Below are 25,090 nucleotides of genomic sequence, written 5' to 3'. Positions count from 1 at the left end.
CGGGCACCCTGGATKACGTTGAGGCCGATGCCGCCGAGCCCGAAGACCACGACATTGGCGCCGGGCCAGACCTTGGCGGTGTAGATCACCGCGCCGATCCCCGTCGTCACGCCGCAGCCGATATAGCAGATCTTGTCGAAGGGCGCGTCCTCACGAACCTTCGCCAGCGCGATCTCGGGCAGCACCGTGAAATTCGCGAAGGTCGAGCAGCCCATATAGTGGAAGACCTCGCCGCCATCGCAGGAGAAGCGCGATGTGCCGTCCGGCATCACGCCCTGGCCTTGTGTCGAGCGGATCGCGGTGCAGAGATTGGTGCGGCGCGACAGGCAGCTTTTGCAGCTGCGGCATTCCGGCGTGTAGAGCGGAATGACGTGGTCGCCTGGCTTCAGCGTCGTGACCCCGGCGCCGACCTCGCGCACGATGCCGGCGCCCTCATGGCCGAGGATCGCCGGGAACTTGCCCTCTGAATCGAGCCCGGAAAGCGTGTAGGCGTCGGTGTGGCAGATGCCGGTCGCCATCACCTCGACCAGGACCTCGCCCGCCTTCGGGCCGCCGATCTCGATGGTTTCGATGGTCAGCGGCTTTCCGGCCTCCCAGGCAACGGCGGCGCGTGTCTTCATGATCATATCCTTGCAGAGGGCCAGCGCGAACGGCGATGGCGCGTGGGCTGGAAGCCTGGTCAGTGGAGGCGTGTCCCGACTGCKAACGCCTCGGCCAAGCACGAATAGGGCGAAGGGATGGAGGCTTTGTCAACGCGGCCCGACTTGGAGCCTCACAGTCTTGCGGAGTTGCGAAATGCAAACGGCGCGGATCGATGATCCGCGCCGTTCCTTGCGAAGCTAGAGAACCAGATAGTCAGTACTTGCGCACGACCGGCGCCTGGTAGGCGATCGGAGCCGGAGCTGCGCAGCAATCGGGATCGCCGAAATTCCAGCGCATGCCGATGCGGATGTCGTGGCTCTGGATGTCCTTGGCCTTCAGCGGCCCATAGGATTCCGTCAGGAATGCATTTTGAATGCGCCCAGACTGGGCATCGCCCAGATTGAGGTAGCGATACCCAACTTCAAGGGTCAGGTTCTTGTTCACCTCATAGCCGAGCCCCGCCATGAGCGCCCAGGCGACGCCGGAACGGGTGCCGTTGCTCGCGGTGCCCAGCGTCGGGGAAACCGGACCGAAAGGCTCATTGGCAAACACGATGCCCTGTTCGGTCAACCCCGAGATGCGGTTCTGCGCATAACCGATACCGGCGCCGATATAGGGCGTCAGGCAGTTCCAGGTGCCGAGATCGACATAGGCGTTGAACAGGGCCACCATCGAGGAGAGGTTGCCCTTGTAGGTATTTGTCTGGGTGCCATTGGCGAAGGAGTTGAAKAGCTTATCATTGACCCCAATCGTCCCTCCGCCGCGATACTCCCATGTACCATCGATGCGGAACCAATTGTTGAAGCGGTAGCCCACGCCGACGCCACCGAAAAAGGCCGTTTGATCGGTTTTATTGAAAAGCACGCCGCCGACAGCCGCAAGGTCGTCCTGCTGGTACTTGCCGACGGTCTGCAAACCGACACCTACATCACCGCGCAAATACCAACCGGACCCAATCGTCCCGCGCAGGGCAACAGGCTCCGGCGGTGGAGGCAGCAGAGGGGCGAGGTCGGCAGCAGAGGCCACTGCGGAGCCTCCGAAGGCCATGGCGCCCGCCAGCGCGAGAATTTTCAGGCTGCCCATGGCAGAGTCCCTCGAGTTTGCGCGACGCGATACTCAGCTCGCGCGTGTTACCGACGGGAAGGACCCTGGCACGAATTCCTTAAACGACGCTTAACCTTACCGCTTAACCACGAAATCTCATGCAAACGAGCAAATCCCGCGCAGCCCAAAGTTGGAATGCGCGGGGACACGTCCTACCCTCATGGTAATCTTTGATCGAAGACGTAGCCGGCCAGCTGCGTCAGGCTGCGGCCTTCGTCACCGCATCGACGATGTCGTCGACAGCGCGCATCACCAGGTCGCGGTCATCGCCTTCGGCCATCACCCTGATCACCGGCTCGGTGCCTGACGGACGAATGACGAGACGCCCGCTATCGCCGAGCATTTGCCTGGCGGCCTCGATCGCGTTGACGACCGGCTTCTCCGTCAGGGGCTGGCCCTGCTTGTAGCGCACGTTCTTGAGGATCTGCGGCAGCGGCTCGAAGCAGTGGCAGACTTCCGAGACCGGCTTGTCCATCCGCTTCACCACCGCAAGCAGCTGCAGCGCCGCCACGAGCCCGTCTCCGGTCGTCGCATAGTCGGAGAGGATGATATGGCCGGATTGCTCGCCGCCAAGGTTGAAGCCGTTCGCCCGCATATGCTCGAGCACATAACGATCGCCCACAGCGGTGCGCTCAAGGCTCAGGCCGAGTCCGGCGAGATAGCGCTCCAGCCCGAGATTCGACATCACGGTCGCGACGATGCCAGGCGCCGAGAGACGACCGTCCTCCTGCCAGCTGCGCGCGATTACGGCCATCAGCTGGTCGCCATCGACGGCATGTCCCTGCTCGTCGATGATCAGCACGCGATCAGCGTCGCCATCAAGGGCGATGCCGATATCGGCGCGCAGTTCACGTACCTTCTGAGCCAAGGCATCCGGCTTGGTCGAGCCGACATCCTTGTTGATGTTGAAGCCGTCCGGCTCGACCCCGATGGCGATGACCTCGGCCCCGAGCTCCCAGAGCGCCTCGGGCGCAACCTTGTAGGCGGCGCCGTTGGCGCAATCGACGACGATGCGCAGCCCGTCGAGATTCATGTTGCGCGGCAAGGTGCGTTTGGCGAATTCGATATAGCGCGCATGGGCGCTGTCGATGCGCTTGGCACGGCCAAGCATCGCAGCCTCCGAAAGCTGCGCTCCGAGATCGGAATCGATCAGGGCGGCGATMTCGCTCTCGACCTCGTCATTGAGCTTGTAGCCGTCGGGACCGAACAGCTTGATGCCGTTATCCTCATAGGGATTGTGCGACGCCGAGATCATCACGCCGAGATCCGCGCGCATCGAGCGCGTCAGCATCGCGACCGCCGGCGTCGGCATCGGACCGAGCTGCAGCACATCCATGCCGACCGAGGTGAAGCCGGCGATCAGCGCCGTCTCGATCATGTAGCCCGAGAGCCGCGTATCCTTGCCGATCACCACGCGGTGGCGGTACTCGCCGCGCCGAAACGCGATACCGGTGGCCTGGCCGACCCTGAGCGCCAGATCGGGCGTGATCACGCCATTGGCGCGGCCGCGGATGCCGTCGGTTCCGAAATATTTGCGCGTCATATCCAGTCGATCCAGATGGCGGCCATGATGGGAGCTTCGCGGACAACCGGGGCGCGGTTGCAACCAGCCCGCTCCCGGCCCTGTTGAATTCTTCTATAGCGGGACATGCGTTCCGCCTTGTCACGTTTTATGACGAATTTTATCATGGGCAACGCCGCCGGAACGAAGACAGGAACGATCGCGCGGGTCTCGTCCCCAACTCGGTCACACGCAGCAGCCCCACCTAACCATTGATCGCAGGCAAAGAAAAAGGCGGCCAATATGGCCGCCTTCATGTGTCAGGTCCGAACGAGGCCGTTCAGACCAGCGGCTGCGGCTCCAGACCAGCGTCAGGCTCGTCGCGCTTACGGCCGCGGCCGGCGCTCGGTACCGCCGAGCCGCGCGGCGCCGACGGCGTATCGTCAGCATCGCGGGTCGGGCGCTTGCCGGCGATCAGATCGCGGATCTCGTCGCCGGTCAGCGTCTCGAACTCGAGCAGCGCCTCGGCCACGTGGACGAATTCCTCATGATGTTCGTTGAGGATCTTCTTGGCGTCCAGATAGCCCTGGTGGACGAGCTTGCGCACTTCGCTATCGATCTTCTGCGCGGTCGCTTCCGACACGCTCTGGGTCCGGCCCATCGACATGCCCAAGAAAACCTCTTCCTGGTTGTCGCCATAGGCGACCAGGCCGAGTTCATCGGAATAGCCCATCTGCGTGACCATGGCTTTGGCCATCTTGGTCGCCTGCTGGATGTCGCCGGTGGCGCCCGAGGTGATGTTCTCCTTGCCGAAGGTGATCTCCTCCGCAACGCGACCGCCCATGGCCACCGCGAGCTGCGAGGTGAACTCCTTGAACTTCATCGAATAGCGATCGCCCTCCGGCAGGAACTTGACCATGCCGAGCGCACGACCGCGCGGGATGATCGTCGCCTTGTGGACTGGGATGCCGGCGGGGACATACAAGCCCACGATGGCGTGGCCGGCCTCATGATAGGCGGTCAGCTTCTTCTCTTCCTCGGACATCGCCATGGATTTGCGCTCGGCGCCCATCATGACCTTGTCCTTGGCATCCTCGAACTCGGCATGGGTGACCATGCGCTTGCCGCGGCGAGCCGCCAGCAGCGCCGCCTCGTTGACGAGGTTCATCAGATCGGCGCCCGAGAAGCCAGGTGTTCCGCGCGCCAGGATCTTGAGATCGACATCGGGAGCCATCGGCACCTTGCGGACGTGCACGCGCAGGATCTTCTCGCGGCCGGCGACGTCGGGATTCGGCACGACGATCTGGCGATCGAAGCGACCGGGGCGCAACAGCGCCGGATCGAGCACGTCCGGGCGGTTCGTGGCGGCGATGATGATCACACCCTCATTCGCCTCGAAGCCGTCCATCTCGACGAGCAGCTGGTTCAGGGTCTGCTCGCGCTCGTCATTGCCGCCGCCGAGACCGGCGCCGCGGTGACGACCGACCGCATCGATTTCGTCGATGAAGATGATGCAGGGCGCGTTCTTCTTGGCCTGCTCGAACATGTCGCGCACGCGGCTCGCGCCGACGCCGACGAACATCTCGACGAAATCAGAACCCGAGATCGTGAAGAACGGCACATTGGCTTCGCCGGCGACGGCACGCGCCGTCAGCGTCTTGCCGGTGCCGGGAGGACCGACGAGCAGCACGCCGCGCGGGATGCGCCCACCGAGCCGCTGGAACTTCTGGGGATCGCGCAGGAATTCGACGATCTCCTGCAGATCCTCCTTGGCCTCGTCGATGCCCGCGACATCCTCGAAGGTGACGCGACCATGCGCCTCGGTCAGCAGCTTGGCCTTGGACTTGCCGAAGCCCATGGCGCGACCAGCACCATTCTGCATCTGCCGGGACATGAAGATCCACAGGCCGATGAAGATGACGAAGGGCAATGAATTGACGAGCAGCGCCATGAACCAGGGCGTGCCCTCCGACGGAGCACGCGCCGAGACCTGGACCCCCTTCTGCGCCAGCGTCTTCAGCAGAGCCGGGTCGCCATAGGGAGCGTAGGTGACGAAGCTGCGGCCGTCCGAAAACGTGCCCGAAATCTCCTGGCCTGCGACCACGACATTGGAAATCCGCCCGGCTTCGCTCTCGTTGATGAGCTGGCTATAGGGGATTTCATTGGTGCTGGTGCGTTGGCTCGGGCTCTGGAACAGCGTCACGAGCGCCAGAACCAGCAGGAAAATCACCACCCAGAGGGCAAAATTACGGAAGTTCGGATTCATTCTCTGTCCGATCGGGCCGCCCGGTCCAACCGGAAAGGGCCAAGGGTTTCAGGCGTTAATCTAGGAGCGGCAAAGCCCCTTGCCAAGGGAAACAGCAGATTTGAACCAGGCTCATCGCGACGCAGGGTGAACGCCCCGTCTGCGCGCCGGTTCCGGCGCCAGCGTCAGGACACCGTCCCGATCGAGCGCGAGTACACACCCCGATAGTGTCCGCGTCATGGCCGTGCCCCGCCGTGCCGCCTCCAGAAGCGTGAACACGCAGCCTTCCAGCCGCTCGAGCCGCGACAGTTCTGCATTCGATCCAGGCACCAGGGCGAGCGCCTCGGCCATAACCCGCAGGGCAATTTCCTCGGGAAGATCGACCAACGCGCCGAAGCGCAGCCGCGTMACCCCGGTCCCCTCCCCTGCGAATATGAGCGACGGCAGCAGCAGGGCGACGTGGTGCTCTATCGCCGCATCCATGCGCGCCAGCCTCGCAGCCAGGACCGCCAGACGTTCGGCTGTGAGCCCCTCGTCGGCCAGCATCGGCATCAGGGTCCGCCAACGCGCGCGCTCGAACCGCGGATCGGCATTGCTCGGGTCACGAATGTAGGAAAGCCCCCTCGCCTCAGCGGTCGCGATGAGACGCGCTTTCGGCACGGCAAGCAGCGGACGTGCCAGCACTGTGCTATCCTTACCCACCCTGGCCCGCATGCCGGCAAGTCCGCTCGGCCCGGAACCGCGCGCCATCCGCATCAGCAGCGTCTCGGCCTGGTCGTCGAGCGTGTGCGCCGTGACCAGCACTGCACCACCGAGAGCCTCCGCATGTGCCGCCAGCAGGGCATAGCGCGCCTCTCGTGCCCGCTGCTGGATGCCGGTCGCAGGTTTCGGACCCTCCCAGCGCAGGATCGCATGGGGAACACTCAGCCCGGAGCAGAGGGCGCCGACGGCTTCAGCTTCGCTCGAGGACGTCTCGCGCAGGCCGTGATCGACCGTCGCGGCATGAAGCGCGGGCCGACCGGGCTGCTGCGACCAATCGTGCAACAGGGAAAGCAGGGCAACGGAATCAGGGCCGCCCGAGACTGCAACCAGCAGGCGCGTTTCACCCGCGAGCCCGGCGAAGAGCGCAGCCGCCTCGCCGGCGGAAACCGGAAGATGCTCAGGATCGCTGGAAGCGAGCGCGCTCAAGCGCAGCGAGCGCGGCGCCGTTCGCGCTCGACACCCTGTCGCACGGCATTGGAAGCGGAAGGATAGTCGACGCCGACCTTGGCATAGGTTGCGCAGGCCTGGTCGCGCGCGCCAAGCCCATTCAGCGACATGCCGAGCTTGAGCAGGCTGTCGGCACCCTTGCCGGCGCGCGGATAGTCACGCGAGATCTTGAGGAATTGCTCGGCAGCCTCGCGATAGCGCTGGCGCTGGAAATAGCTCTCGCCGAGCCAGAAGGTGGCGTCGGCGGCAAGCCGATCACGCGGATAGCTCTGCAGGAACTGACGAAAGCCCATTTCAGCCTGCTCGTATTCCTTGCGCAGGACATAGGCATAGGCCGTGTCATAGCTGTCCTTGGGGCTMGGCGCCGCGCCCGTCGCCGCGACGCTCGGTCCGCCACGCGGTCCGCCCTGCGGCAGCGCACCCTGCGGGACCTGTCGGCCGACGCCCTGAAGGTCGAGCGGTCCCTGGCCACCACCGCCCGCCCCGGCGAATTCGTCCTCGATAATGCCTTCCATGCTGCCGAGCTGACGCGGCGCCCCCGAGCCACCCGGGTGCGTTGAGGGGTCGAAGGCATCATTCCGACGCGGACGCCCCGGCTGCGTCGCCGGCGGCTGGGCAGCCGGCCCTGGCGCGGCGCCACCCGGGCGAGCGCCACCGCCGCCGCGCTCGTTCAGGCGGAAATCGACATCCTCCTGGAACTTGCGGAGCTGCTCGGTGAGCCGGCGGTTCTCGAACTGCAACTGCTCGATCTGGCCAGACAGCGCTCGGACCTGGTTTTCCAGTCGCCCGGTGCGCACGGTCAGCTCGGCTGCATCCTGCGCCGCAGCCGGCAACGCAGCCCATGCAATGGCCCCGAAGGCGACAGCAGCCAGCAGTCGCGCCCGGCTGGGTAGAAAGGCAAATTCTCGAACCATCATGAAGACCGGACTGTTTCTCTCAAGTGACGGGTTATCACACGCTGTCACCGCGGCCAAAATATGAAAAGGCCGGCACTTCCGCAGGGAAAGTGCCGGCCTCGATAGATTTCAGAAAGCCGGATGCTCAGACGCCGCCGGCGCCATCGAGCACGGTCACGGAACGGCGATTCTGCGACCAGCAGGAAATGTCGTTGCAGACCGCCACCGGGCGCTCCTTGCCGTAGGAGATCGTGCGCATCCGGTTGGCCTGGATGCCGCGCGAGGTCAGATAGTCGCGCACCGTCTGGGCGCGGCGAGCGCCAAGCGAATAGTTGTATTCGCGGGTGCCGCGCTCGTCGGCATGGCCCTCGACGGTGAAGGTGTAGCGCGGGTAGCGCTGCAGCCAGGAGGACTGCTTGTCGAGGGTMGAAACGGCCGTCGGCGTCAGGTCGGTCGAGTCGGTCTCGAAGAAGACGCGGTCACCGACATTCACGACGAAGTCCTGGGCGCTGCCCGGGGTGGCCGCGCCGCCGGCTCCAAAGCCGGCTTCGGCGTTCTGGTCCTTGGCGCAGGCGCCCAGTGCGAGCGTGGCGGCGATGGCGGCGGCGAAACGGGCAGTGCGCGGGCTGGCGAGCGAGGCAAGCAGCATGTTGATTCTCCAGGCGGGTCTAGGTTCCGCAATCAGAAAGTCTGAAACTCAGACACATCAATGATGTGTCAACCTAAACGAGACCTTGCCAAATCAAGGCGAAGTGGCGGCATTGCGGCGTATGGTTAACCAATTGCAGCGAAATGCAGCATTCTCCGAGCTGTTGCGCGACAGCAACAGATTGCCGCCTCAGCGCGCCGTCGTCAGCAGCGGAGACCAGCTCGGATCCGAGGCGAAAGCCGGTGTCGGCACCGGCACTTCGACCCGGCCCGTGATATCGACCATGTAGAGCTTGCCGCCGGATTGCCCGCCTGGATCACGGAAGAACATGATGTACTGGCCGTTCGGCGCCCAGTTCGGTGCTTCGTTGTGGAAGCCTTCGGTCAGGATACGCTCGCCCGAGCCGTCCGGCCGCATCACGCCGATGGCGAAGCCGCCACCGCCCTGGCGCGTGAAGGCGATCAGGTCGCCGCGCGGCGACCATGACGGCTGCGAATAGGAGCCCTGGCCGAACGAGATGCGTTTGCCCTCCCCGCCGCCGAGCGCCATCACATAAAGCTGCTGCGAACCGCCGCGGTCGCTCTCGAACACCATCTGGGTGCCGTCAGGCGAGAAGGAGGGCGAGGTGTCGATTGCGCCCGTCGAAGTCAGCCGCGTMGTCGTGCGCGAGCCGATATCGATCATGTAGAGATTTGCGTTGCCGCCCTGCTGCAGGCTGAGCGCGATCTTCGCGCCATTCGGTGAAAAGCGCGGGCTCGAGGTCATGTCGGGGAAATTCCCGACGACCTGACGCTGTCCGGTTTCGATATTCAGCACATGCACGCGCGGCTGCTCGCCGGTGCGCTGTGCCATATAGGCGACTTCCTGCGCCACAGGCGAGTAGCGCGGGGTCACGACCGAGACCTCGCCATTGGTCAGGTAGCGCACATTGGCGCCGTCCTGGTCCATGATGGCGAGCCGCTTGCGCCGGTTTTCCTTCGTCCCGGATTCGTCGACGAAGACGACGCGGGTATCGAAGAAGCCGCCGACGCCCGTGACCTTCGTGAAGATCGCGTCCGAGATGATATGGCCGACCCGCCGGCTGTTATTCGGGTCGGTGAAATATTGCTGCCCGTCGATCTGCTCGCCGGTGACGACGTCCCAGAGCCGGAATTCCGCACGAAGCCGGCCACCGTCGCGCGAGACGCGGCCCGTCACCAGCCCCTGCACGCCGGCTGCCTTCCAGGCCTCGAACTGCGGCACCGCATCGAAGGCCGGGTTCTTGTCGGGGTGGCGCGACTTGTCGATCGGCTGGAAATAGCCGGAACGCTTGAGATTGTTGGTGATCACGCCGGACACCATCACGCCGGCCTCGCCGCCGAAATCGGCGATCGCGATCGGCATGGGCTGGAAAGTACCCTTGCGCAGGTCGATCACCAGTTCCGCGCGCGCAGCCGCCGGCACCAGCAGCGGCAAGGACATGGCCGATCCGGCAAGGGTCAGCGCATGGCGGCGCGTCAGCCCGGAACGGGTCTGACCGGCGCCCTTGATCATGGAGTTGCGAAACATGGGGGTCACAGCACGTCCCTAGCGTCGAAATTGACGACGACATCACGCCAGTCGTCATAGTAAGCGGCAAATTGAGCAGGAATGCGCAGGGGCGCGCAACGGCGTGTCGCCGTCAGGGCCGAATCGGCCGCGACCCGGAACAGCGGATCGGACGAGGTGTTGATCACGCCCGGCTGGCCCGCGAGCGAGCCGTCGGTATTCAGCTTCATCCGCACCGAAGGCACGACTGCGCCCTTCGCATTCGCGAGCCCGATCGGCACGTTCCAGCATTTCAGAAGCTGGTCCTGAATGATCCCGACAAGCTGCGCGCGCAACGAAGGGCTGAGCTTTTGCGACGAGCCGCGCTCGGTGCCGAGCGACGCGGTGCGGTTCACCTGCGGCGCGGACGAGCCTGAGGACTGAGCCGGCTCCTTCGATTGCAGAAGCTTGGCGATATCGGTCGGGTTGAAGTTCTTGGCGATCTCCGCCTCACGCTTGGCCTTGGCCTCTGCTTCGGCCTTTGCCTTGGCGGCGGCGGCGATCTTGGCCTTGGCCTCCGCTTCGGCCTTAGCCCTGGCTTCCGCCTCAGCCTTTTCCTTGGCCGCCTCGGCAGCGGCCGCCTTGGCCTGCGCTTCCGCCTTGGCCTTGGCAGCAGCGTCGGCCCTGGCCTGCGCCTCGGCTTCGGCCTTCGCCTTGGCAGCGGCCTTGGCATCCTCCTCGGCCTGCTTCGCCTTGGAGGCCAGTTCAGCTTCCTCGGCGAGCTTGGCGAGCTCCTCGCGGCGCAGATCCGGCTTTGGCTCAGCCGCAGCCTCTGCCTTCTGCGGCGGCTGCTTCGCCGGCTCCGGCGGCTTGGGCTCCGGCTTCGGGGGCTGCAGCGCAGGGCGGGCTGGCGGCATTGGCGCCGAAGCGTTGTCGTCCGCGGTCTTCAATTCGGCGGGCCGCGTCGGTGGCGCAGGGGTGTCCTGCTTGGCCTCACCAGCTTCCTTGCGCTCGACCGTCTCCGACTGGCGCTCGGCGCGCTGGACCGGCTGTTCCTGCACCTTCTCAGCCTTGCGTTCGCCACGCGTGACCTGGTTCAGTGCACTCGGATCGACCATCTCGACGGCGATCGCCTCTTCGTTCTCCGGCAGGGGATTCGGCGACGAGAACGCCAGCAGCCCCGCGACGAGAAACGTCACGTGGCCGAGAGCGGAGAGCGCGATTCCCGGTTCGGAGGTGGAGAGCTTCACGGCTGGAAATACCTCGCCTTCACGTCGTCAGCGCGTTGCGGGCTCGGTGACGAGCGCCACACGCTTGAACCCGGCCGACGTGATCGTCGACATCACCGATGCGACGCGCCCGTAATCGACCTGACGGTCGCCGCGCACATAGATGCGCTCGTCGAAGCCCTGCTTGGCGAGGCCATGCAGCTTCGTCACCAGGTCGGGCTCCAGCGTCGGCTGGTCCTGGAGGAAGATCTGGCCCTTGCTGTCGATGGCAATGGTGATCGGCTTCTGGTCGACATTGATCGGCTTCGCCCCGGTCTGCGGCAGATCGAGCGGAACCCCGGTCGCGATCAGGGGCGCGGCCACCATGAAGATGATCAGCAACACCAGCATGACGTCGATGAACGGCGTCATGTTGATCTCGGCGATCGCGCTGTGGCGGCGGCCACGCCGGCCCCGCCTGCCTCCGGCCTTGGCGCCGGTCGCTGCTGACATGCCCATCGTGCAGCCCCCTACGCCGCCAGCCGCTCGTCGATCTGCCGCGACAGGATCGCGGAGAACTCGTCGGCAAAGGCTTCGAGGCGGTTCTGGGCCTTGGCCACTTCGGCCTGCAACTTGTTATAGGCCATCAGCGCCGGAATCGCGGCAAACAGGCCGATCGCGGTGGCGAAGAGCGCCTCGGCGATACCGGGCGCCACCACGGCAAGGGAGGAATTCTTGGAGACCGCAATGGCGGTGAAGGAATTCATGATGCCCCAGACCGTGCCGAACAGGCCGATGAAGGGAGCGGCCGAGGCAATGGTCGAGAGCACGAGCAGCTTCGATTCCAGCCGCTCGGTTTCGCGCTGAATGGTAACGTCGAGAACCTTGTCGATACGTGCCGAAAGGCTGGCGACGGAGCGGCCGCCATTCTCGAAGGAGCGCTTCCACTCCCGCATCGCCGCGACGAAGACCGCCGCCATATCATTGACCGGCTTGCTCGCGAGATCGCGATACAACTCTTCCAGCGACCGACCGGACCAGAACACCTCCTCGAAGGCATCCATATCGCGGCGGGTGCGGCGATAGAGCAGCGTCTTGTCGATGATGATCGACCAGCACCACACAGAGGCGCCGAGCAGACCCATCATGACCAGCTTGACGACGATATGGGCGTGCCAGAACAACGTCCAGAACGACATGTCGATCTGTGGCGCAGCCTGCGCAACCTCGGCGGGGTTCATTCTGTCATCCTTTCAGACGGTCAGCGCGATCGAGCGCTGCTGATCCAATCTCCCGCCGACCAAATCGATGACCGAGGCCACGAATACCTCGCGCCACCACCGAATTTGCGAACTGGGGAACATGCCGTTCCTGTCAATTGCCTTTGAATCCGGCGAAAGATGGGCGCATCCGGGGTTTTCTTCATCAGCGACTCGTGCTGGTCGAGTTAAGCACCCAGCAAGGTTAATGCCGGGTTGACAGCGAAACGAATCGAACGGCGCGCCGCTGCTGCGGGCTCTGGGGCGGCGCGAGCGGATGCGCTGAGCCCCCCTGCGCGCGGAGCCTCCTCAAAGCAAAATGGCCCGCCTCGTTGCCGAGGCGGGCCATCTCTGGCGTCAGGTTTCAGGCGGACACGTCAGGCCGCATCCTGGTCCGGTTGGCTGCCGGGCCGACGATCGGCCATGAACTGGTCGAACTCGGCCTTGTCCCTGGCCATGCGCAGACGCCCCAGGAAGTCCTGGAACTCGCGCTGCTCGTCCTCAAGCCTGCGCAGGGTTTCTGCGCGGTACTCGTCGAAGGCATGGTTGCCGCTGGACGGCGGACCGCCCCATCGACCCCAGCCGCCGCCAGGGCCGCCGCGTTCCCCCATGCGTTCCCGCATGCGATCCATCTTCTCCTGAAGACGGCTCATCCGGTGCTCGAACCGGTTTCCACCGGCATATCCGCAAGACATGCGTCCACTCCCCCACATGAAGGCCAGGGTCGCAAGACCAAGCGGCCACCACACGATGAAGCCCAGTACCGCAAAGGCGAACCAGGCCCCTCTTCCATATTCATCAAGCCTCGCAACGATCGGCATCGATCCCTCGCGATATCAGTGAGTGTGTATGTTAGTCACATACACATTATGGGAACGCACCCGATCCCTGTCAAGCGGCGGAGGCCGGTTTCAATTCGCTGGTGCCGAGAGGCCGAGCCCTTGCAGATAGATCAGCATATTGGCTTCCAGCAGTTCGGCCGCCGACATCGGCAACGAGCGACGGCCCGCATCGGCCCGCCCGAACAAGGCTGCCACGCCATGCGACATCGCCCAGACATGCAGCGCCATCATCAGCGCCGGCGGCCGGCGCCCCGCCGGAAGGGTCGCAATCAGGGCCTCACAGGCCGCGCGCAGCATCTGGAAGGAACGATCCGCCGCGAGACGCAATTCCGGGCTGGCATCGAGTGGTACCCCAGCCTCGAACATCGCGGAATAATAGGCCGGCTGCTCATGAGCAAAGGCGATATAGGTCTGGCCTAACTGTTGGAAGGCAGTCCATGCATTGGGTCTGCCCTCGTTCCAGGCGCGCGACTGTGCCGCCTCGAAGGCCTGGAAGCCGCGCGTCGCGACATCGGCCATCAGTTCGACCTTGTCGCGATAATGCCGATACGGCGCCGTCGGGCTGACCCCGGCCAGCCGTGCGGCTTCGGCAACGGTGAAGCCGTTCGCGCCCTTCTCTGTGATCAGCTCGAGCGCCGCCCTCACCAGTTCCTCCTTGAGGTTGCCGTGGTGATAGCCGCGTCGCTCCGAATCCGGCCGCCGTCCGATCATGTAAGGAGCGCTAACATAGCGGGCGAATGGCGTCGACGATGTTCACCGCCCATCATGCATCGAGCCCCAGCCGGTGGCGCAGCGTGTCGGGAATACGCCGAGCCCGCCCGCCGCCGACGCAGGCGACCTTGACCTCGGCAGTGATCAGCACCTCCTCGCCACGCAGCACGCGCTGGGCAATATCCATCGTCGCGCCGCGTGCAGCCGTCGCAACGGTCTCAACGGTCAGCATGTCGTCCATCACGGCGGGCTTGAGGAAATCGATCGTCATGCGGCGCACCGCGAACCCCAACGCCGCGTCCCCGTCGAACAGCTCGCGCTGTTCAACGCCGAGCGCGCGGATCAACTCGGTCCGGCCGCGCTCCATGAAACGCAGATAGGAGGCGTGATAGACGACGCCGGAGAAATCGGTGTCTTCATAATAGACCCGGACGGGAAGCTGGTGGACGGCGCTCATATCGCTACGGGATTTCCGTGATGACGTTTCCCGACCTTTAGACCGGGCATGGCAGCCGGAACAACCGCGCACGGGCATGATCGACGCGACGCTACCCGGAACCTGTCGCCGTCGCTAAGGTTGCTTCACCGACAGCCTAGCAAGGAGAAACGGCATGGCCCAATCGACAAAGGCAATCGAGCGTCTTCTCGACAAGTCGGAATACGAGCTCTTTACCCGGACCCAGCGCCGAACCATCGGCAGCGCGACGGATGCCGAGTTGAAGGAGCTTTCAGTCCAGTTGCGCGAACGTCGCGACCGGGCTCGCTCGATCGCCCGCCAGCAGAGGCGCGAGATGCGCCGCAAATCCGAGCCGCAGGGCGCGCGCCCTGCCTCCGACAATAGCGGCACCAAGGCCAAGGCCGACATGCTGACCTCGGCGCTGAAGCGCGTCGGAGCCGAGCGGACGCGCCGCACGGAGAAGCTCCACGCTCCGAGCCAGCGCAGCCTTGCCCGCAAGGCGCTAGCGCTGAAACAGCGCCACGAGGCGGCCAAGAAGCCGCCCGCAAGCCGGCAGGCTGGCGAAGGCATGAAGTCCGTGCCGAGCGGCAAGGCCGGGAAATCCGGCGCGCTCGATCATGCGGGCCAACGCTCGGCGATGCACCGATCGAAATTCGCGCGGTAGCAGCCGCCCTCAGCGCGTGCAGGGCTTCTTCATGAAGGAGCCGCACTCATACGGTTGCGACAGCGCCTCGCGGATGCTGTCGCTCCCATCGCCAATATCGTCGATACGCCAGGCGCCAGCTTCCCAGATCATCCGGAACGGCACCGTCACCGTCTTTCCGAGGCTCTGGAAGCTGGCTGTGACAAGCGCCTGCCCGTCCGCCGGCTTCCCTGTCACCGCAACGCGCAGGTTCTTCACCTCGCCGTCCTGACCGTTGAGGAAGGGATCAGCGCCGATATTGCCCATCTCGCCGCTCTCATCCTGATAGAGATCGTCGCGGGCGAAGAGCGCGGCGAGGCCTTTGCTCAAGAGCCTGTCGCGATGCGGCGGTCGCCATGCCGGTGGCGGGGCTTTGGGGCCGGAGCCGGCAAGGCTACGGATTGTCGCGGCATAAGCCTGTTTGACCGTCGCTTCCGGCGTGGACTCGGCCGCCGCAGCCCATTGCGCGGCGAGCCCCGCAGTCAACGTGACGAAGACGGCGATCAAAAGGTTCCGGAGTATTTTCAGCATCACTCGTCCTCGGCCTCGTCCCCGAACAACCCGAATTGCGCGGCCTCGCGGTTCGGCTCCGGCATGCCGAGATGCCGGAAGGCATGCGGCGTCAGCAGGCGCCCGCGCGGCGTGCGCTGGATGAAGCCCTGCTGCAGCAGGAACGGCTCGATGATTTCCTCGATCGCATCGCGCGGCTCGGAGAGCGAGGCGGCGATGGTCTCGATCCCGACCGGGCCGCCGCCGAAATTGACCGCGACGGTGGTGAGATAGCGCCGGTCCATCTGATCGAGGCCGATGCCGTCCACATCGAGCAGGTGCAGCGCCTTGTCGGCGACCGAGCGCGTGATCACCGGATCGCCGTCGACGATGGCGAAGTCCCGCACGCGCCGGAGCAGCCGGCCGGCGATGCGCGGTGTCCCGCGGGACCGGCGGGCGACCTCGTTGGCACCGTCATCCGACATGCCGATGCCGAGCACGCGAGCGCCGCGCGAGACGATGCCCTGCAATTCCTCGACCGTGTAGAATTGCAGGCGGATCGGAATGCCGAAACGGTCGCGCAGCGGCGTCGTGAGCAAGCCGGCGCGCGTGGTCGCGCCGACCAGCGTGAACTTGGGCAGGTCGATCTTGACCGAGCGCGCCGCCGGGCCCTCCCCGATGATCAGGTCGAGTTGGTAATCCTCCATCGCCGGATAAAGGATTTCCTCGACCGCCGGGTTGAGCCGGTGAATCTCGTCGATGAAGAGCACGTCGCGCTCTTCGAGATTGGTCAGTTGCGCCGCGAGGTCGCCGGCCTTGGCAATGACCGGCCCCGAGGTCGAGCGGAAATTGACGCCGAGTTCACGCGCCACGATCTGCGCCAGCGTCGTCTTGCCGAGGCCCGGCGGGCCGACGAAGAGCACATGGTCGAGCGCATCACCGCGCGCGCGCGCCGCATTGATGAAGACCTGGAGATTGGCGCGCGCCGCCGCCTGGCCGGTGAAATCGGACAGCGACAGCGGCCGCAGCGAGGTTTCGCTGTCGTCGTCGCGACGGTCGGCCGTCACGAGGCGGCGGGGTTCACTCACAGTTCAATCTCCAGCTCCAGCGCGTCATGCACCGGGATGTCCCTGTAGCCGGTCTTGATAATCGTCGGAATCACGGAGCGATAATGATCGATCGCCTCGGGATAGAGGCCGGACAGGCGAAAGCCCTGGCGCTGATAGAAGGTCAGCCCGGGCATGTTGTCATTGGTCAGCATCGCCTTGAGCTTCTTGGCACCTGCGGCCCGGGCAGCGGCCTTGACCGCAGCGAGCATCTGGACTGCCACGCCCTCTCCCGGCCGCAGCGAATGCAGGGCGCAGAGATAGGCGGTCTCGTCGTGTCGCGTCCAGCTTGCCAGCGCCGCCGTCTGCCCCGTAGCCGTGAACAGGCCGAGCGCATCGATCTCGGCGACGTCGTAGGTGTGCAGGTCGATCATCATCTTATGCGAGCCCCAGACCGCCAGCATCAGTTGCAGCAGCTCGCTCTTATCCTCGACGGCGCGGACGATCAGGGCGTCGGCATTGCTCACTTCGCCAGTTCCTTGAGACCCAGCTTGATCAGCTGTGCCGTCCCGGCCCCCTCGCCGGCCGCTTTCGAGGCCGCGGCCACCGCCGCCACGGCCTGGGCCTGCGGATAGCCGAGATTGGACAGGGCAGAGATCGCGTCCGCCACCGCTTGCGGTAGTTTCCTGTCCTCCAGTGCGCCCGCGAGCTGCACCACGCCGGGATCGATATGGCCGAAGGCGGGCGCCTTGTCCTTGAGCTCGGCGCAGAGCCGCTGCGCCAGCTTTGGACCGACCCCGGGGGAACGCGCCACGKCCGCCTTGTCGTTGGTCGCGATTGCCGTCGCCAGCGCGCCGGGCTCCAGCGTCGAGAGAATGGCGAGCGCCACCTTGGCGCCGACGCCCTGTACCACCTGCATCAGCCGGAACCAGTCGCGTTCGACGTCGGACAGGAAGCCATAGAGACGGATCGCGTCCTCGCGGACATGGGTCTCGATTGCCAGCGCCGCTGCCTCGCCGGGTTTTGGCAAGCGCTGCAGGGTGCGCGACGAGCATTGCACGACATAGCCGACACCCTGCACGTCGAGGATCACGAAATCCTCGCCATAGGAATCGATCAGCCCCTTGAGCTTGCCGATCATCAGAGGCTCCGTCGCATGTGCATGTCCAAGCTGTAGCGCCTCACGAGGCCGCGCGCATCTGCGCGACCAGCGCCCTCATGCCGCGATGCTGCGAATGGCAGATCGCCACCGCGAGCGCGTCCGCCGCATCCGCCGACTTTGTCTCGGCCTTCGGAAGCAGCACCCGGATCATCGCCTGGACCTGCTTCTTGTCGGCATGGCCGACACCGACCACCGTCTTCTTGACGAGATTGGCCGCGTATTCGGCAACGCTGAGGCCGGCGATCGCCGGCACCACCAGCGCGATGCCGCGCGCCTGGCCGAGCTTCAGCGCCGATTGCGGATCGCGGTTCACGAACGTCTCTTCGACGGCGACCTCGTCGGGGTCGAACGAGCCGATCACCCGCGCGATACCGTCATGAAGTTGTCTCAACCGCTCCGAAAGCGGGCTCGCTCCGTCGCTTTCGACGCAGCCGCAGGCAACGAAGGAGAGCTTGGTGCCCTCGCTCGTGATGATGCCCCAGCCGGTCTTCCTGAGACCGGGATCGAGGCCGAGAATCCGAATCGCTTGTGCCATGTCCGCACACTAGTCTGGACACGGTTTGTACTCCATTACCGAGGTTCCACTGAGGAGCGCTGCCGGAATGCCAGGGCATGCGGCGCAGCATGGCCTGGCCTCTATACGCTGCGCGCGGCTTGCCCCTATGCTTCGTCGATTGCGGTCATTCCGCGAGAATTCCGGACGTTTTTCGTTATCGAGAAGATTTCAGCGCAGGAATCCAGGGGAATACGCCATGAGAACGTCGCTCTTCGTCTCTCTCGCCGCATCGCTTGCCCTGTTGCTGCCGCCGCTGGCACTCACKGCGCACGCACAAGCTCCTACCCCCGCCGAAGCTCGCGCCATCGCCAAGGAAGCCACGATCTATGGCTTCCCGCTCGTCGACAATTACCGCATTCAGCATTCCTATTTCGTCGATCGCTACAGCCCGGAGTTCAAGGCTCCCTGGAACACGCTCGTCAACAACGCGCGGGTCTATACGCCCGACGACAAGGCGATCCAGACGCCCAACTCGGACACGCCCTATTCCTATGTCGGTGCCGACCTGCGCGCCGAGCCGCTCGTCTTCACGGTGCCCGCGGTCGAGAAGGGCCGCTATTACTCCCTTCAGTTCATCGACCAGTACACCTTCGATTTCGCCTATGTCGGCAGCCGCGCCACCGGGAACGGCGCTGGTAGCTATCTGCTGGCGGGTCCGAAATGGAGGGGCGAGAAGCCGGCCGGCATCAAGCAGGTGATCCGCTCCGAGACCGATTTCGCCTTCGTGCTGTACCGAACCCAGCTCCTCGACCCCGGGGACATCGACAAGGTCAAGGCGGTCCAGGCCGGCTACAAGGTCCAGCCCCTCTCGCAGTTTCTGGGACGGCCAGCACCAGCACCGGCGCCGACGGTCGATTTCATCAAGCCGCTGACGCCCGAGCAGGAGCGCAGCTCGCTCGAGACCTTCAACGTCCTGAATTTCGTTCTGCAATTTGCCCCGACGCATCCGTCCGAAAGGGCGCTGATGGCGCGTTTCTCGAAGATCGGCGTCGGCGGCGGAAAGAGCTTCGACGCGAATGCGCTCTCGCCTGAACTACGCCAGGCCCTGCAGGACGGCATGGCCGATGGCTGGGCCGCATTCAAACTGTACAAGGAAACAGAGGTCGATACCGGCAAGAGTTCGAGTGCGGACGGGTTTGGTACGCGAGCCTTCCTGAAGAACAATTACATGCTGCGAATGGCAAGCGCTGTCCTCGGCATCTACGGCAATGCGAAGCAGGAGGCGCTCTATCCCGCCTATTTCATCGACTCCGCCAAGCAGACGCTGAACGGGGCGAAGCGCTACACCCTGCGCTTTGCACCGGGGCAGTTGCCACCGGTCAACGCCTTCTGGTCGCTGACCATGTACGAGCTGCCGGCGAGCCTGCTCTATGCCAACCCGATCAACCGTTACCTGATCAATTCGCCGATGCTGCCGGGCCTGAAGCGCGATGCGGATGGCGGGATCACGGTCCATGTGCAAAACGAGTCCCCCGGCAAGGAGCGCGAAGCCAACTGGCTGCCCGCGCCGACGGGGCCGTTCTTCGCGGTCATGCGGCTGTACTGGCCGAAGCCGGCGGCGCTGAACGGCAAATGGAAATCCCCACCGCTGCAGCCACAGAACTGACCCAGAGGGCCGAGATGCACACCAAGCTCACGATTTACGCGTTTGCCGCTACGCTGGCGGTTACGGGCGGCGCGGTCGCGCAGGCGCCGTCGGATCCTGCAGCCCCAGTCGGAGTGGACAATTTCATCCGCGCCGAATCGGACCTCTACATGAGCAACATGGTCAAGGACGGCAGCCTCGGTAAATTCGTGCACCGGCGTGAGCCGGCCGCGATCGACAACCAGACCGTTATCCGCCTCAACCGCGATACGCTCTATTCGGCGGCCGTCTTCGATCTCGACGCAGGCCCGGTCACGATCACGCTGCCGACGGCAGGCAAGCGCTTCATGTCGATGCAGGTGATCAACGAGGACCACTATACCCCGATGGTGGCCTATGGCGCCGGCTCCTACACCCTCGACAGGCAAAGGGTCGGCACGCGCTATGCGGCGGTTGCCATCCGCACCCTGGTCGACCCTGTGGATCCAAAGGACGTGCAGCAGGTTCACGCCCTGCAGGATGCCATCAAGGTCAGCCAGAAGCGCGCGGGTAAGTTCGACGTGCCGAACTGGGATCAGGCCAGCCAGAAGAAAGTCCGTGACGCATTACTGGTGCTGGGCTCGACGATACCCGATTTCAAGAAGGCCTTCGGCACGAAGGAGGAAGTCGATCCCATTCGGCACCTGATCGGGACCGCGACAGGCTGGGGCGGCAACCCCGACAAGGACGCCACTTATCTCAACGTCACGCCGGCGAGGAATGACGGAACCACMGTCTACAAGCTCAACGTCAAGGATGTGCCGGTCAACGGCTTCTGGTCGGTGAGCCTCTACAATGCCGAGGGCTACTACGAAAAGAATCCTTACGGCGCCTACTCATTGAACAACATCACCGCTAGGAAGAATGGCGACGGCTCGATCTCGATCCAGTTCGGCGGCTGCGACGGCAAGATCCCGAACTGCCTGCCGATCATGAAGGGCTGGAATTACACGGTTCGCCTCTATCGCCCACGCGCTGAGATCCTGAACGGCAAATGGAAATTCCCGGAACCCGTGGCCGCAAGCTGAGCAAGGCGGGCATGCGCGGACGCGCAGTTGATCAGGCGCGCATGACCGCGCGCGATCCTCATGGCATCGATGACGTGCACATATCGATGCCATCACAAGGAAAGAGTTGATCCCGCCGGGACTTGGGTGATGGTGGGCTGCCCCGACTGCCTGACCTCCCTGGACCGATGACCGACCTGCTTTCCGCGCTGTTCCCCAGCCTCACCCTCTCGGGGATAACCACCCTTCTCGGCGCGACGCTGCTCGGCGGACTGGTGCGCGGGTTCACCGGCTTCGGCTTCGCCATGGTCTTCATGCCGCTGGCAAGCCTGGTGCTCGGCCCCGTCGCAGCGCTCGGCCTGATCTGGGTGATCGATCTGCCTTTCGCGCTGCCGATCGCCGCCCGCTCGGCCAAGCGTGCCGAATGGAGCGAGGTCATCCCCTTGCTGATCGCCGCGACGCTGACGCTGCCATTCGGGCTCTGGCTGCTGACCTGGCTGGAGCCGAGGACGATGCGCTGGATCGTCGCCGTGCTCGTTCTCGCCGCGGTGACGCTGATGGCCTCGGGCTGGCGCTATCACGGCAAGCCGGGCATCCCGCTCTCGCTGGGTGTCGGTTCGCTGTCCGGCCTGTTCAACGGCCTCTCCAGTATCGGCGGCATGCCGCTGGCCGTATTCTGGCTCGGCGCCCAGCGCAACGACCGGCACAAAGCGCGTGCCAACCTCCAGACCTATTTCGGCCTGTCGACCGTGGTCAGCGGTGTCCTGCTCTGGCTGAAGAGCATCATCACGGCCGCATCGCTCGCGATGGCGCTGCCGTTGTTTGCGATCTACGGCGCCGGTCTCTGGGTCGGCACGCATGCCTTCCGGATCGCCTCCGAGGAGACGTTCCGGCGCATCGCCTATCTCGTGATCTTCCTCAGCGCGCTGGTCAGCCTGCCGCTATGGGATGGCATGCTGGGGCGTTGAACCGCCGCGTTCGCCTTCGCAGGCAAGTAGTCGCGCCTTGCCGCACGCGATGAAGGAGCAGGCGTCGTGGCCGGGACAAGCCCGACCATGATTGGCAGGGCTGCTTACGAGCCGAGCTTCGCCATGATCTCGTCGGCGATCTCGAAATTCGCGAAGACGTTCTGCACGTCGTCGTCATTGTCGAGCGCCTCCATCAGCCGCATCATCGATGCGGCCTTCTCCTCGTCGAGCGGCGCGGTCGTCGTCGGGCGCCAGACGGGCTTGGCCGAAGCCGGCGCGCCGAGCGAGGCTTCGAGCGCCTTGGAGACTTCGTTCAGCGCATCGAAGCCGCACAGGATCGTGTGGCCGTTCTCGTCGCTGACGACGTCGTCGGCGCCAGCTTCGATCGCCGCTTCCATGACCTTGTCGGCATCGCCGGCCTCCGGCGGGTAGGTGACCTCGCCGACGCGGTTGAACATGAAGGAGACGGAGTTGCTTTCGCCAAGAGCCCCACCGGCCTTGGTGAAGTAGGATCGGACGGCCGAAGCGGTGCGATTGCGGTTATCGGTCAGCGCCTCGACGATGACGGCGGCACCGCCCGGGCCATAGCCCTCGTAGCGCACCTCGTCATAGTTCTCGCCTTCATTGCCGGCCGCCTTCTTGATGGCGCGCTCGATATTGTCCTTCGGCATGTTTTCGGCACGCGCGGCGAGCACCGCCATGCGCAGGCGCGGATTCATGTTGGGGTCGGGCATGCCCATCTTGGCCGCGACGGTGATTTCGCGCCCGAGCCGCGAGAACAGCTTGGACCGCACCGCGTCCTGCTTGCCCTTGCGGTGCATGATGTTCTTGAATTGGGAATGCCCGGCCATCGAGGTCAGCCTCTTTTGTCACTGTGGACCTGCCAAGGCGGACCAAACTGGGCCCGGCGAGGCAATCCGCGCCTTATAAGCGGGGCTTTTGCCGGCAGGCAAGCCGCCGGGCCGCCCTGAATGACGATGCTCCTACTGCGTTTCCACGGCAGAAGCGCGGCAAGAGCAGCGTTAAGCCAATCTTTGCCGAACTGGGTCAGGGTCACTTCAGATCAGTCCCTCCTGCCAGATTGCAGCTCTCCCGACCTCATGAAATCTGTGTCCAGCATAGCCATCGCAGAACAGGACGTGCGCTTCCGCGCGTTCCAGATCGGCGCCGACGATCTCGCCCTTCTGCGCCTGCAATCCGCCTTCGCCAAGGAGAGACTGCCGGGGTTGCTGCAGGAACTGCACGTCGAATTCGATCCCTGGCCGGAAACCAGCCGCGCATTGAAAACCCCCGAGGTTCATGAACTCAGGCTGGCGCACTGGATCAGGCTGGCCTCGGGCGAACTCGGGGATGGCTACCTCCACTCCGCCCGCAACCTCGCCGCAGCCTTCTATCGTCACGGTGTTCCGGTCTATGCGGTCGCGATCTGCCACACGATCGTCTCCAACGCGATCGGCGCCGAGCTTGGTGTCGACCGCGACGGCCTCCAGAAGTTGAATGGCTTCTGGCAGCACAAGCGCTTCGTCCGGGGCATTGCCATGAGGGCTGCGCTCAACAAGGCCGTGCAACTGGACCTCGAATTGCTGCTCGAGACCTATGCGGAAGTCCAGCGTGAAAGCCGCGAGCGCACCCGCGCCGAGATAGAGGCCTTCGAGGTCACGGTTCGCGGTGTGGTCGACACGGTCAACACCGGTGCCACCCGCGTCGAGACCATGGCACGCGCCGTCAGCAACGTCGTGCAGGATACCGGCACGCAGGCCATCGTCGCCGCGCAGGCCTCCGATGAAGCCTCGGCAAACGTCCAGAACGTCGCCAGCGCGGCCGAAGAGCTCTCGATCTCGTTGAACGATGTCTCGTCCGAAATCTCGCGCGCGGCGAACATGGCGCATGACGCCAATGCGGCCGCGATGAAGACCGACATCATCGTGAAGAGCCTCGCGCATTCGGCCGAAACCATCGGCGCGGTGGTCGAGATGATCAAGACCATCGCCGCCCAGACCAACATGCTCGCGCTCAACGCCACGATCGAGGCTGCGCGTGCCGGCGAAAGCGGGCGCGGCTTTGCCGTGGTCGCCAATGAGGTCAAGCAGCTTTCGGCGCGCACGGCCCAGGCAACCGACGAGATCGCGGCTCAGGTGCCGGCGATGCAGGCGGCGACGCGCGAGGCAGTCGCGGCAATCGAGAGCATCGTCGCCTTCGTCACGCAGATGGAGCAGACGACGGTGACGATCGCGGGCTCGATCGACGAGCAACGCGCCGCAACGCAGGAAATTGCCCGCAGCGTCAACCTGGCCGCGCTCGGAACGCAGGAAGTCGCGCAGGCCGCCAGCGGGGTCAGCGAGATGGCGCAGACAGCCGGCGCCAATGTCTCGGACGTCCTGAGCGTCGCGGAAAACCTGGCGAAGCAAGCCTCGTCGCTCACCTCCGCCTTCGAGAACCTCGCCCGTCAGGGCCGCACCGTCTAAACGGTTCAGGGTGGGGTGATCAGCCCCGCTCCCAGGCCTCCGGTGTGGCCTCGCTCAGATGCGGCCCCAGCCTGACGGCCCAGACCGCCCGGGCCAGCCCCGTCGCGTCGTCGATATCGACCGCCACGCCAGACAGTGTTCCAGGTCCGGTCGCAGGCTCCAGCCTCGCGCCCGGCACCTTCTGCAGGAAGCGGCGAACCGGCTCCTCCCGGTGCATGCCCAGAACGGAATCATAGTCGCCACACATGCCGGCATCGGACTGGTAGGCGGTGCCGCCAGGCAGGATGCGCGTATCGGCGGTCGGGGCGTGGGTATGGGTGCCGACCACGAGACTGGCGCGGCCATCGACGAAATAGGCCATGGCCTGCTTCTCGCTGGTCGCCTCGGCATGGACATCGATGATGACGGCGTCGGCGACCTCGCGCAGCGGACAGGCTGCGAGTTCGCGTTCGACCGCGGCGAAGGGGTCATCGAGCGGATCCATGAACAGCCGCCCCATCACATTGACGACCAGCACGCGCGCGCCGTTGCGCGCCTCGATCACGGTCGCGCCGCGGCCGGGCGTTCCGGGCGGATAATTGGCGGGGCGGACCAATGCGGGCTGGCGCTCGATGAAGACCAGCGCCTCGCGCTGGTCCCAGGAATGGTTGCCGAGCGTCACGGCATCGGCCCCCGCGGCCAGAAACTCGTCGCAGATCGCCTCGGTGATGCCGAAGCCACCGGCCGAGTTCTCGCCATTGATCACGACACAGTCGAGCTTCCAGCGCTCACGCAGGCCAGGCAGGCGCTCCTGAACCGCAATGCGACCGGGGCGACCGACGACGTCGCCGAGGAAAAGAAAACGCATGACGGGAACCCTGAA

27 protein-coding genes are annotated in these 25,090 nt (G+C 64.9%); 5 read left to right on the top strand and 22 right to left on the bottom strand.

What is annotated here, in order from left to right; genetic code table 11:
- The 15 genes from AC1DIO_RS20480 to ybgC form a co-directional block, all read right to left on the bottom strand.
- Positions 1–620: alcohol dehydrogenase catalytic domain-containing protein (locus AC1DIO_RS20480; protein WP_476854006.1), on the bottom strand; the 620-nt coding region annotated here is incomplete at its 3' end.
- A gap of 235 nt (positions 621–855) precedes the next feature.
- Positions 856–1,725 carry an outer membrane protein gene (locus AC1DIO_RS20475; protein ID WP_441507008.1) on the bottom strand — a complete coding sequence of 290 codons (870 nt, stop codon included), beginning with the start codon at positions 1,723–1,725 and terminating at the stop codon, positions 856–858.
- Positions 1,726–1,945: 220 nt separating this feature from the next.
- The gene (gene glmM / locus AC1DIO_RS20470) at positions 1,946–3,289 is read right to left on the bottom strand and encodes a phosphoglucosamine mutase (protein WP_476854005.1); all 1,344 of its coding nucleotides are present in this window, start codon (positions 3,287–3,289) and stop codon (positions 1,946–1,948) included.
- Positions 3,286–3,564: a hypothetical protein gene (locus AC1DIO_RS20465; RefSeq protein WP_441507007.1), complete on the bottom strand. Its 279-nt coding sequence runs from the start codon at positions 3,562–3,564 to the stop codon at positions 3,286–3,288. The genes glmM and AC1DIO_RS20465 overlap by 4 nt, the downstream gene beginning before the upstream one ends.
- 23 nt (positions 3,565–3,587) lie before the next feature.
- Positions 3,588–5,513 carry an ATP-dependent zinc metalloprotease FtsH gene (gene ftsH / locus AC1DIO_RS20460; protein ID WP_113513338.1) on the bottom strand — a complete coding sequence of 642 codons (1,926 nt, stop codon included), beginning with the start codon at positions 5,511–5,513 and terminating at the stop codon, positions 3,588–3,590.
- Positions 5,514–5,624: 111 nt separating this feature from the next.
- Positions 5,625–6,680: a tRNA lysidine(34) synthetase TilS gene (gene tilS, locus AC1DIO_RS20455; protein ID WP_476854004.1), complete on the bottom strand. Its 1,056-nt coding sequence runs from the start codon at positions 6,678–6,680 to the stop codon at positions 5,625–5,627.
- Positions 6,677–7,615: a tol-pal system protein YbgF gene (gene ybgF / locus AC1DIO_RS20450; RefSeq protein ID WP_476854003.1), complete on the bottom strand. Its 939-nt coding sequence runs from the start codon at positions 7,613–7,615 to the stop codon at positions 6,677–6,679. The genes tilS and ybgF overlap by 4 nt, the downstream gene beginning before the upstream one ends.
- Before the next feature lie 127 nt (positions 7,616–7,742).
- Positions 7,743–8,246, bottom strand: a complete 504-nt coding sequence (pal, locus tag AC1DIO_RS20445; RefSeq protein ID WP_069879425.1) for a peptidoglycan-associated lipoprotein Pal — start codon at positions 8,244–8,246, stop codon at positions 7,743–7,745.
- A 189-nt stretch (positions 8,247–8,435) separates the two neighbouring features.
- Entirely contained in the window at positions 8,436–9,779 is a 1,344-nt protein-coding gene (gene tolB, locus AC1DIO_RS20440; protein WP_441488350.1) for a Tol-Pal system beta propeller repeat protein TolB, read from the bottom strand.
- Positions 9,780–9,799: 20 nt separating this feature from the next.
- Positions 9,800–11,002: a cell envelope integrity protein TolA gene (gene tolA, locus AC1DIO_RS20435; protein ID WP_476854002.1), complete on the bottom strand. Its 1,203-nt coding sequence runs from the start codon at positions 11,000–11,002 to the stop codon at positions 9,800–9,802.
- 27 nt (positions 11,003–11,029) lie between these two features.
- The gene (tolR, locus tag AC1DIO_RS20430; RefSeq protein ID WP_069879422.1) at positions 11,030–11,479 is read right to left on the bottom strand and encodes a protein TolR; all 450 of its coding nucleotides are present in this window, start codon (positions 11,477–11,479) and stop codon (positions 11,030–11,032) included.
- A gap of 11 nt (positions 11,480–11,490) precedes the next feature.
- Positions 11,491–12,201, bottom strand: a complete 711-nt coding sequence (gene tolQ, locus AC1DIO_RS20425; RefSeq protein WP_043238377.1) for a protein TolQ — start codon at positions 12,199–12,201, stop codon at positions 11,491–11,493.
- Positions 12,202–12,596: 395 nt separating this feature from the next.
- Positions 12,597–13,040 (bottom strand): DUF2852 domain-containing protein, encoded by a 444-nt coding sequence (locus AC1DIO_RS20420; protein ID WP_476854001.1) that lies wholly within the window; start codon positions 13,038–13,040, stop codon positions 12,597–12,599.
- A gap of 90 nt (positions 13,041–13,130) precedes the next feature.
- Positions 13,131–13,772: a TetR/AcrR family transcriptional regulator gene (locus AC1DIO_RS20415; RefSeq protein ID WP_441488223.1), complete on the bottom strand. Its 642-nt coding sequence runs from the start codon at positions 13,770–13,772 to the stop codon at positions 13,131–13,133.
- 52 nt (positions 13,773–13,824) lie between these two features.
- Positions 13,825–14,229 carry a tol-pal system-associated acyl-CoA thioesterase gene (gene ybgC / locus AC1DIO_RS20410; RefSeq protein WP_476771036.1) on the bottom strand — a complete coding sequence of 135 codons (405 nt, stop codon included), beginning with the start codon at positions 14,227–14,229 and terminating at the stop codon, positions 13,825–13,827.
- A gap of 154 nt (positions 14,230–14,383) precedes the next feature.
- On the opposite strand from ybgC, the gene AC1DIO_RS20405 reads away from it, so the two are divergent.
- Positions 14,384–14,893, top strand: a complete 510-nt coding sequence (locus tag AC1DIO_RS20405) for a hypothetical protein (RefSeq protein ID WP_476854000.1) — start codon at positions 14,384–14,386, stop codon at positions 14,891–14,893.
- A gap of 9 nt (positions 14,894–14,902) precedes the next feature.
- Here AC1DIO_RS20405 and AC1DIO_RS20400 read toward each other — a convergent pair whose 3' ends face one another.
- From AC1DIO_RS20400 to ruvC, 5 genes are read right to left on the bottom strand one after another with little or no spacing between them, the layout of a single operon-like run.
- Positions 14,903–15,442, bottom strand: coding sequence for a DUF3828 domain-containing protein (locus AC1DIO_RS20400; RefSeq protein WP_476853999.1), 540 nt, complete (start codon positions 15,440–15,442; stop codon positions 14,903–14,905).
- Positions 15,442–16,488 carry a Holliday junction branch migration DNA helicase RuvB gene (gene ruvB / locus AC1DIO_RS20395; RefSeq protein ID WP_476853998.1) on the bottom strand — a complete coding sequence of 349 codons (1,047 nt, stop codon included), beginning with the start codon at positions 16,486–16,488 and terminating at the stop codon, positions 15,442–15,444. The genes AC1DIO_RS20400 and ruvB overlap by 1 nt, the downstream gene beginning before the upstream one ends.
- Positions 16,485–16,973, bottom strand: a complete 489-nt coding sequence (locus AC1DIO_RS20390) for a hypothetical protein (protein ID WP_476770811.1) — start codon at positions 16,971–16,973, stop codon at positions 16,485–16,487. Before AC1DIO_RS20390 ends, ruvB begins: the two co-directional genes overlap by 4 nt.
- Entirely contained in the window at positions 16,970–17,587 is a 618-nt protein-coding gene (gene ruvA / locus AC1DIO_RS20385) for a Holliday junction branch migration protein RuvA (RefSeq protein WP_476853997.1), read from the bottom strand. The genes AC1DIO_RS20390 and ruvA overlap by 4 nt, the downstream gene beginning before the upstream one ends.
- A gap of 40 nt (positions 17,588–17,627) precedes the next feature.
- On the bottom strand, positions 17,628–18,143 hold the full coding sequence (gene ruvC, locus AC1DIO_RS20380) for a crossover junction endodeoxyribonuclease RuvC (protein WP_441488214.1): 516 nt from the start codon (positions 18,141–18,143) through the stop codon (positions 17,628–17,630).
- Positions 18,144–18,360: 217 nt separating this feature from the next.
- On the opposite strand from ruvC, the gene AC1DIO_RS20375 reads away from it, so the two are divergent.
- From AC1DIO_RS20375 to AC1DIO_RS20365, 3 genes are all read left to right on the top strand, one after another.
- Positions 18,361–19,770, top strand: a complete 1,410-nt coding sequence (locus AC1DIO_RS20375) for a DUF1254 domain-containing protein (protein WP_476853996.1) — start codon at positions 18,361–18,363, stop codon at positions 19,768–19,770.
- Positions 19,771–19,784: 14 nt separating this feature from the next.
- Positions 19,785–20,816, top strand: a complete 1,032-nt coding sequence (locus AC1DIO_RS20370) for a DUF1254 domain-containing protein (RefSeq protein ID WP_476854007.1) — start codon at positions 19,785–19,787, stop codon at positions 20,814–20,816.
- A 167-nt stretch (positions 20,817–20,983) separates the two neighbouring features.
- Positions 20,984–21,763, top strand: a complete 780-nt coding sequence (locus AC1DIO_RS20365; protein WP_476770808.1) for a sulfite exporter TauE/SafE family protein — start codon at positions 20,984–20,986, stop codon at positions 21,761–21,763.
- A 104-nt stretch (positions 21,764–21,867) separates the two neighbouring features.
- On the opposite strand, the gene AC1DIO_RS20360 is transcribed toward AC1DIO_RS20365, so the two are convergent.
- Positions 21,868–22,614 carry a YebC/PmpR family DNA-binding transcriptional regulator gene (locus AC1DIO_RS20360; RefSeq protein WP_069879409.1) on the bottom strand — a complete coding sequence of 249 codons (747 nt, stop codon included), beginning with the start codon at positions 22,612–22,614 and terminating at the stop codon, positions 21,868–21,870.
- 258 nt (positions 22,615–22,872) lie between these two features.
- On the opposite strand from AC1DIO_RS20360, the gene AC1DIO_RS20355 reads away from it, so the two are divergent.
- Complete coding sequence (locus tag AC1DIO_RS20355) at positions 22,873–24,228, top strand: methyl-accepting chemotaxis protein (protein ID WP_476832077.1); 1,356 nt, start codon at positions 22,873–22,875, stop codon at positions 24,226–24,228.
- 19 nt (positions 24,229–24,247) lie between these two features.
- On the opposite strand, the gene AC1DIO_RS20350 is transcribed toward AC1DIO_RS20355, so the two are convergent.
- The gene (locus tag AC1DIO_RS20350; RefSeq protein ID WP_441488209.1) at positions 24,248–25,075 is read right to left on the bottom strand and encodes a TIGR00282 family metallophosphoesterase; all 828 of its coding nucleotides are present in this window, start codon (positions 25,073–25,075) and stop codon (positions 24,248–24,250) included.
- Positions 25,076–25,090 lie beyond the last annotated feature (15 nt).

Source organism: Allobosea sp. 05T439, assembly GCF_056396005.1.
Note: the sequence above shows the minus strand (reverse complement) of the source record. Positions and strands in the feature narration are given on the sequence as shown.

Excerpts from the sequence above, each read along its gene's own strand:
- AC1DIO_RS20465 (WP_441507007.1), bottom strand. The coding sequence starts at position 3,564 with ATGAAGGCGGCCATATTGGCCGCCTTTTTCTTTGCCTGCGATCAATGG.
- ftsH (WP_113513338.1), bottom strand. The coding sequence starts at position 5,513 with ATGAATCCGAACTTCCGTAATTTTGCCCTCTGGGTGGTGATTTTCCTG.
- tolR (WP_069879422.1), bottom strand. The coding sequence starts at position 11,479 with ATGGGCATGTCAGCAGCGACCGGCGCCAAGGCCGGAGGCAGGCGGGGC.
- tolQ (WP_043238377.1), bottom strand. The coding sequence starts at position 12,201 with ATGAACCCCGCCGAGGTTGCGCAGGCTGCGCCACAGATCGACATGTCG.
- AC1DIO_RS20420 (WP_476854001.1), bottom strand. The coding sequence starts at position 13,040 with ATGCCGATCGTTGCGAGGCTTGATGAATATGGAAGAGGGGCCTGGTTC.
- AC1DIO_RS20415 (WP_441488223.1), bottom strand. The coding sequence starts at position 13,772 with ATGATCGGACGGCGGCCGGATTCGGAGCGACGCGGCTATCACCACGGC.
- ybgC (WP_476771036.1), bottom strand. The coding sequence starts at position 14,229 with ATGAGCGCCGTCCACCAGCTTCCCGTCCGGGTCTATTATGAAGACACC.
- AC1DIO_RS20405 (WP_476854000.1), top strand. The coding sequence starts at position 14,384 with ATGGCCCAATCGACAAAGGCAATCGAGCGTCTTCTCGACAAGTCGGAA.
- AC1DIO_RS20400 (WP_476853999.1), bottom strand. The coding sequence starts at position 15,442 with ATGCTGAAAATACTCCGGAACCTTTTGATCGCCGTCTTCGTCACGTTG.
- ruvC (WP_441488214.1), bottom strand. The coding sequence starts at position 18,143 with ATGGCACAAGCGATTCGGATTCTCGGCCTCGATCCCGGTCTCAGGAAG.
- AC1DIO_RS20365 (WP_476770808.1), top strand. The coding sequence starts at position 20,984 with ATGACCGACCTGCTTTCCGCGCTGTTCCCCAGCCTCACCCTCTCGGGG.
- AC1DIO_RS20360 (WP_069879409.1), bottom strand. The coding sequence starts at position 22,614 with ATGGCCGGGCATTCCCAATTCAAGAACATCATGCACCGCAAGGGCAAG.
- AC1DIO_RS20350 (WP_441488209.1), bottom strand. The coding sequence starts at position 25,075 with ATGCGTTTTCTTTTCCTCGGCGACGTCGTCGGTCGCCCCGGTCGCATT.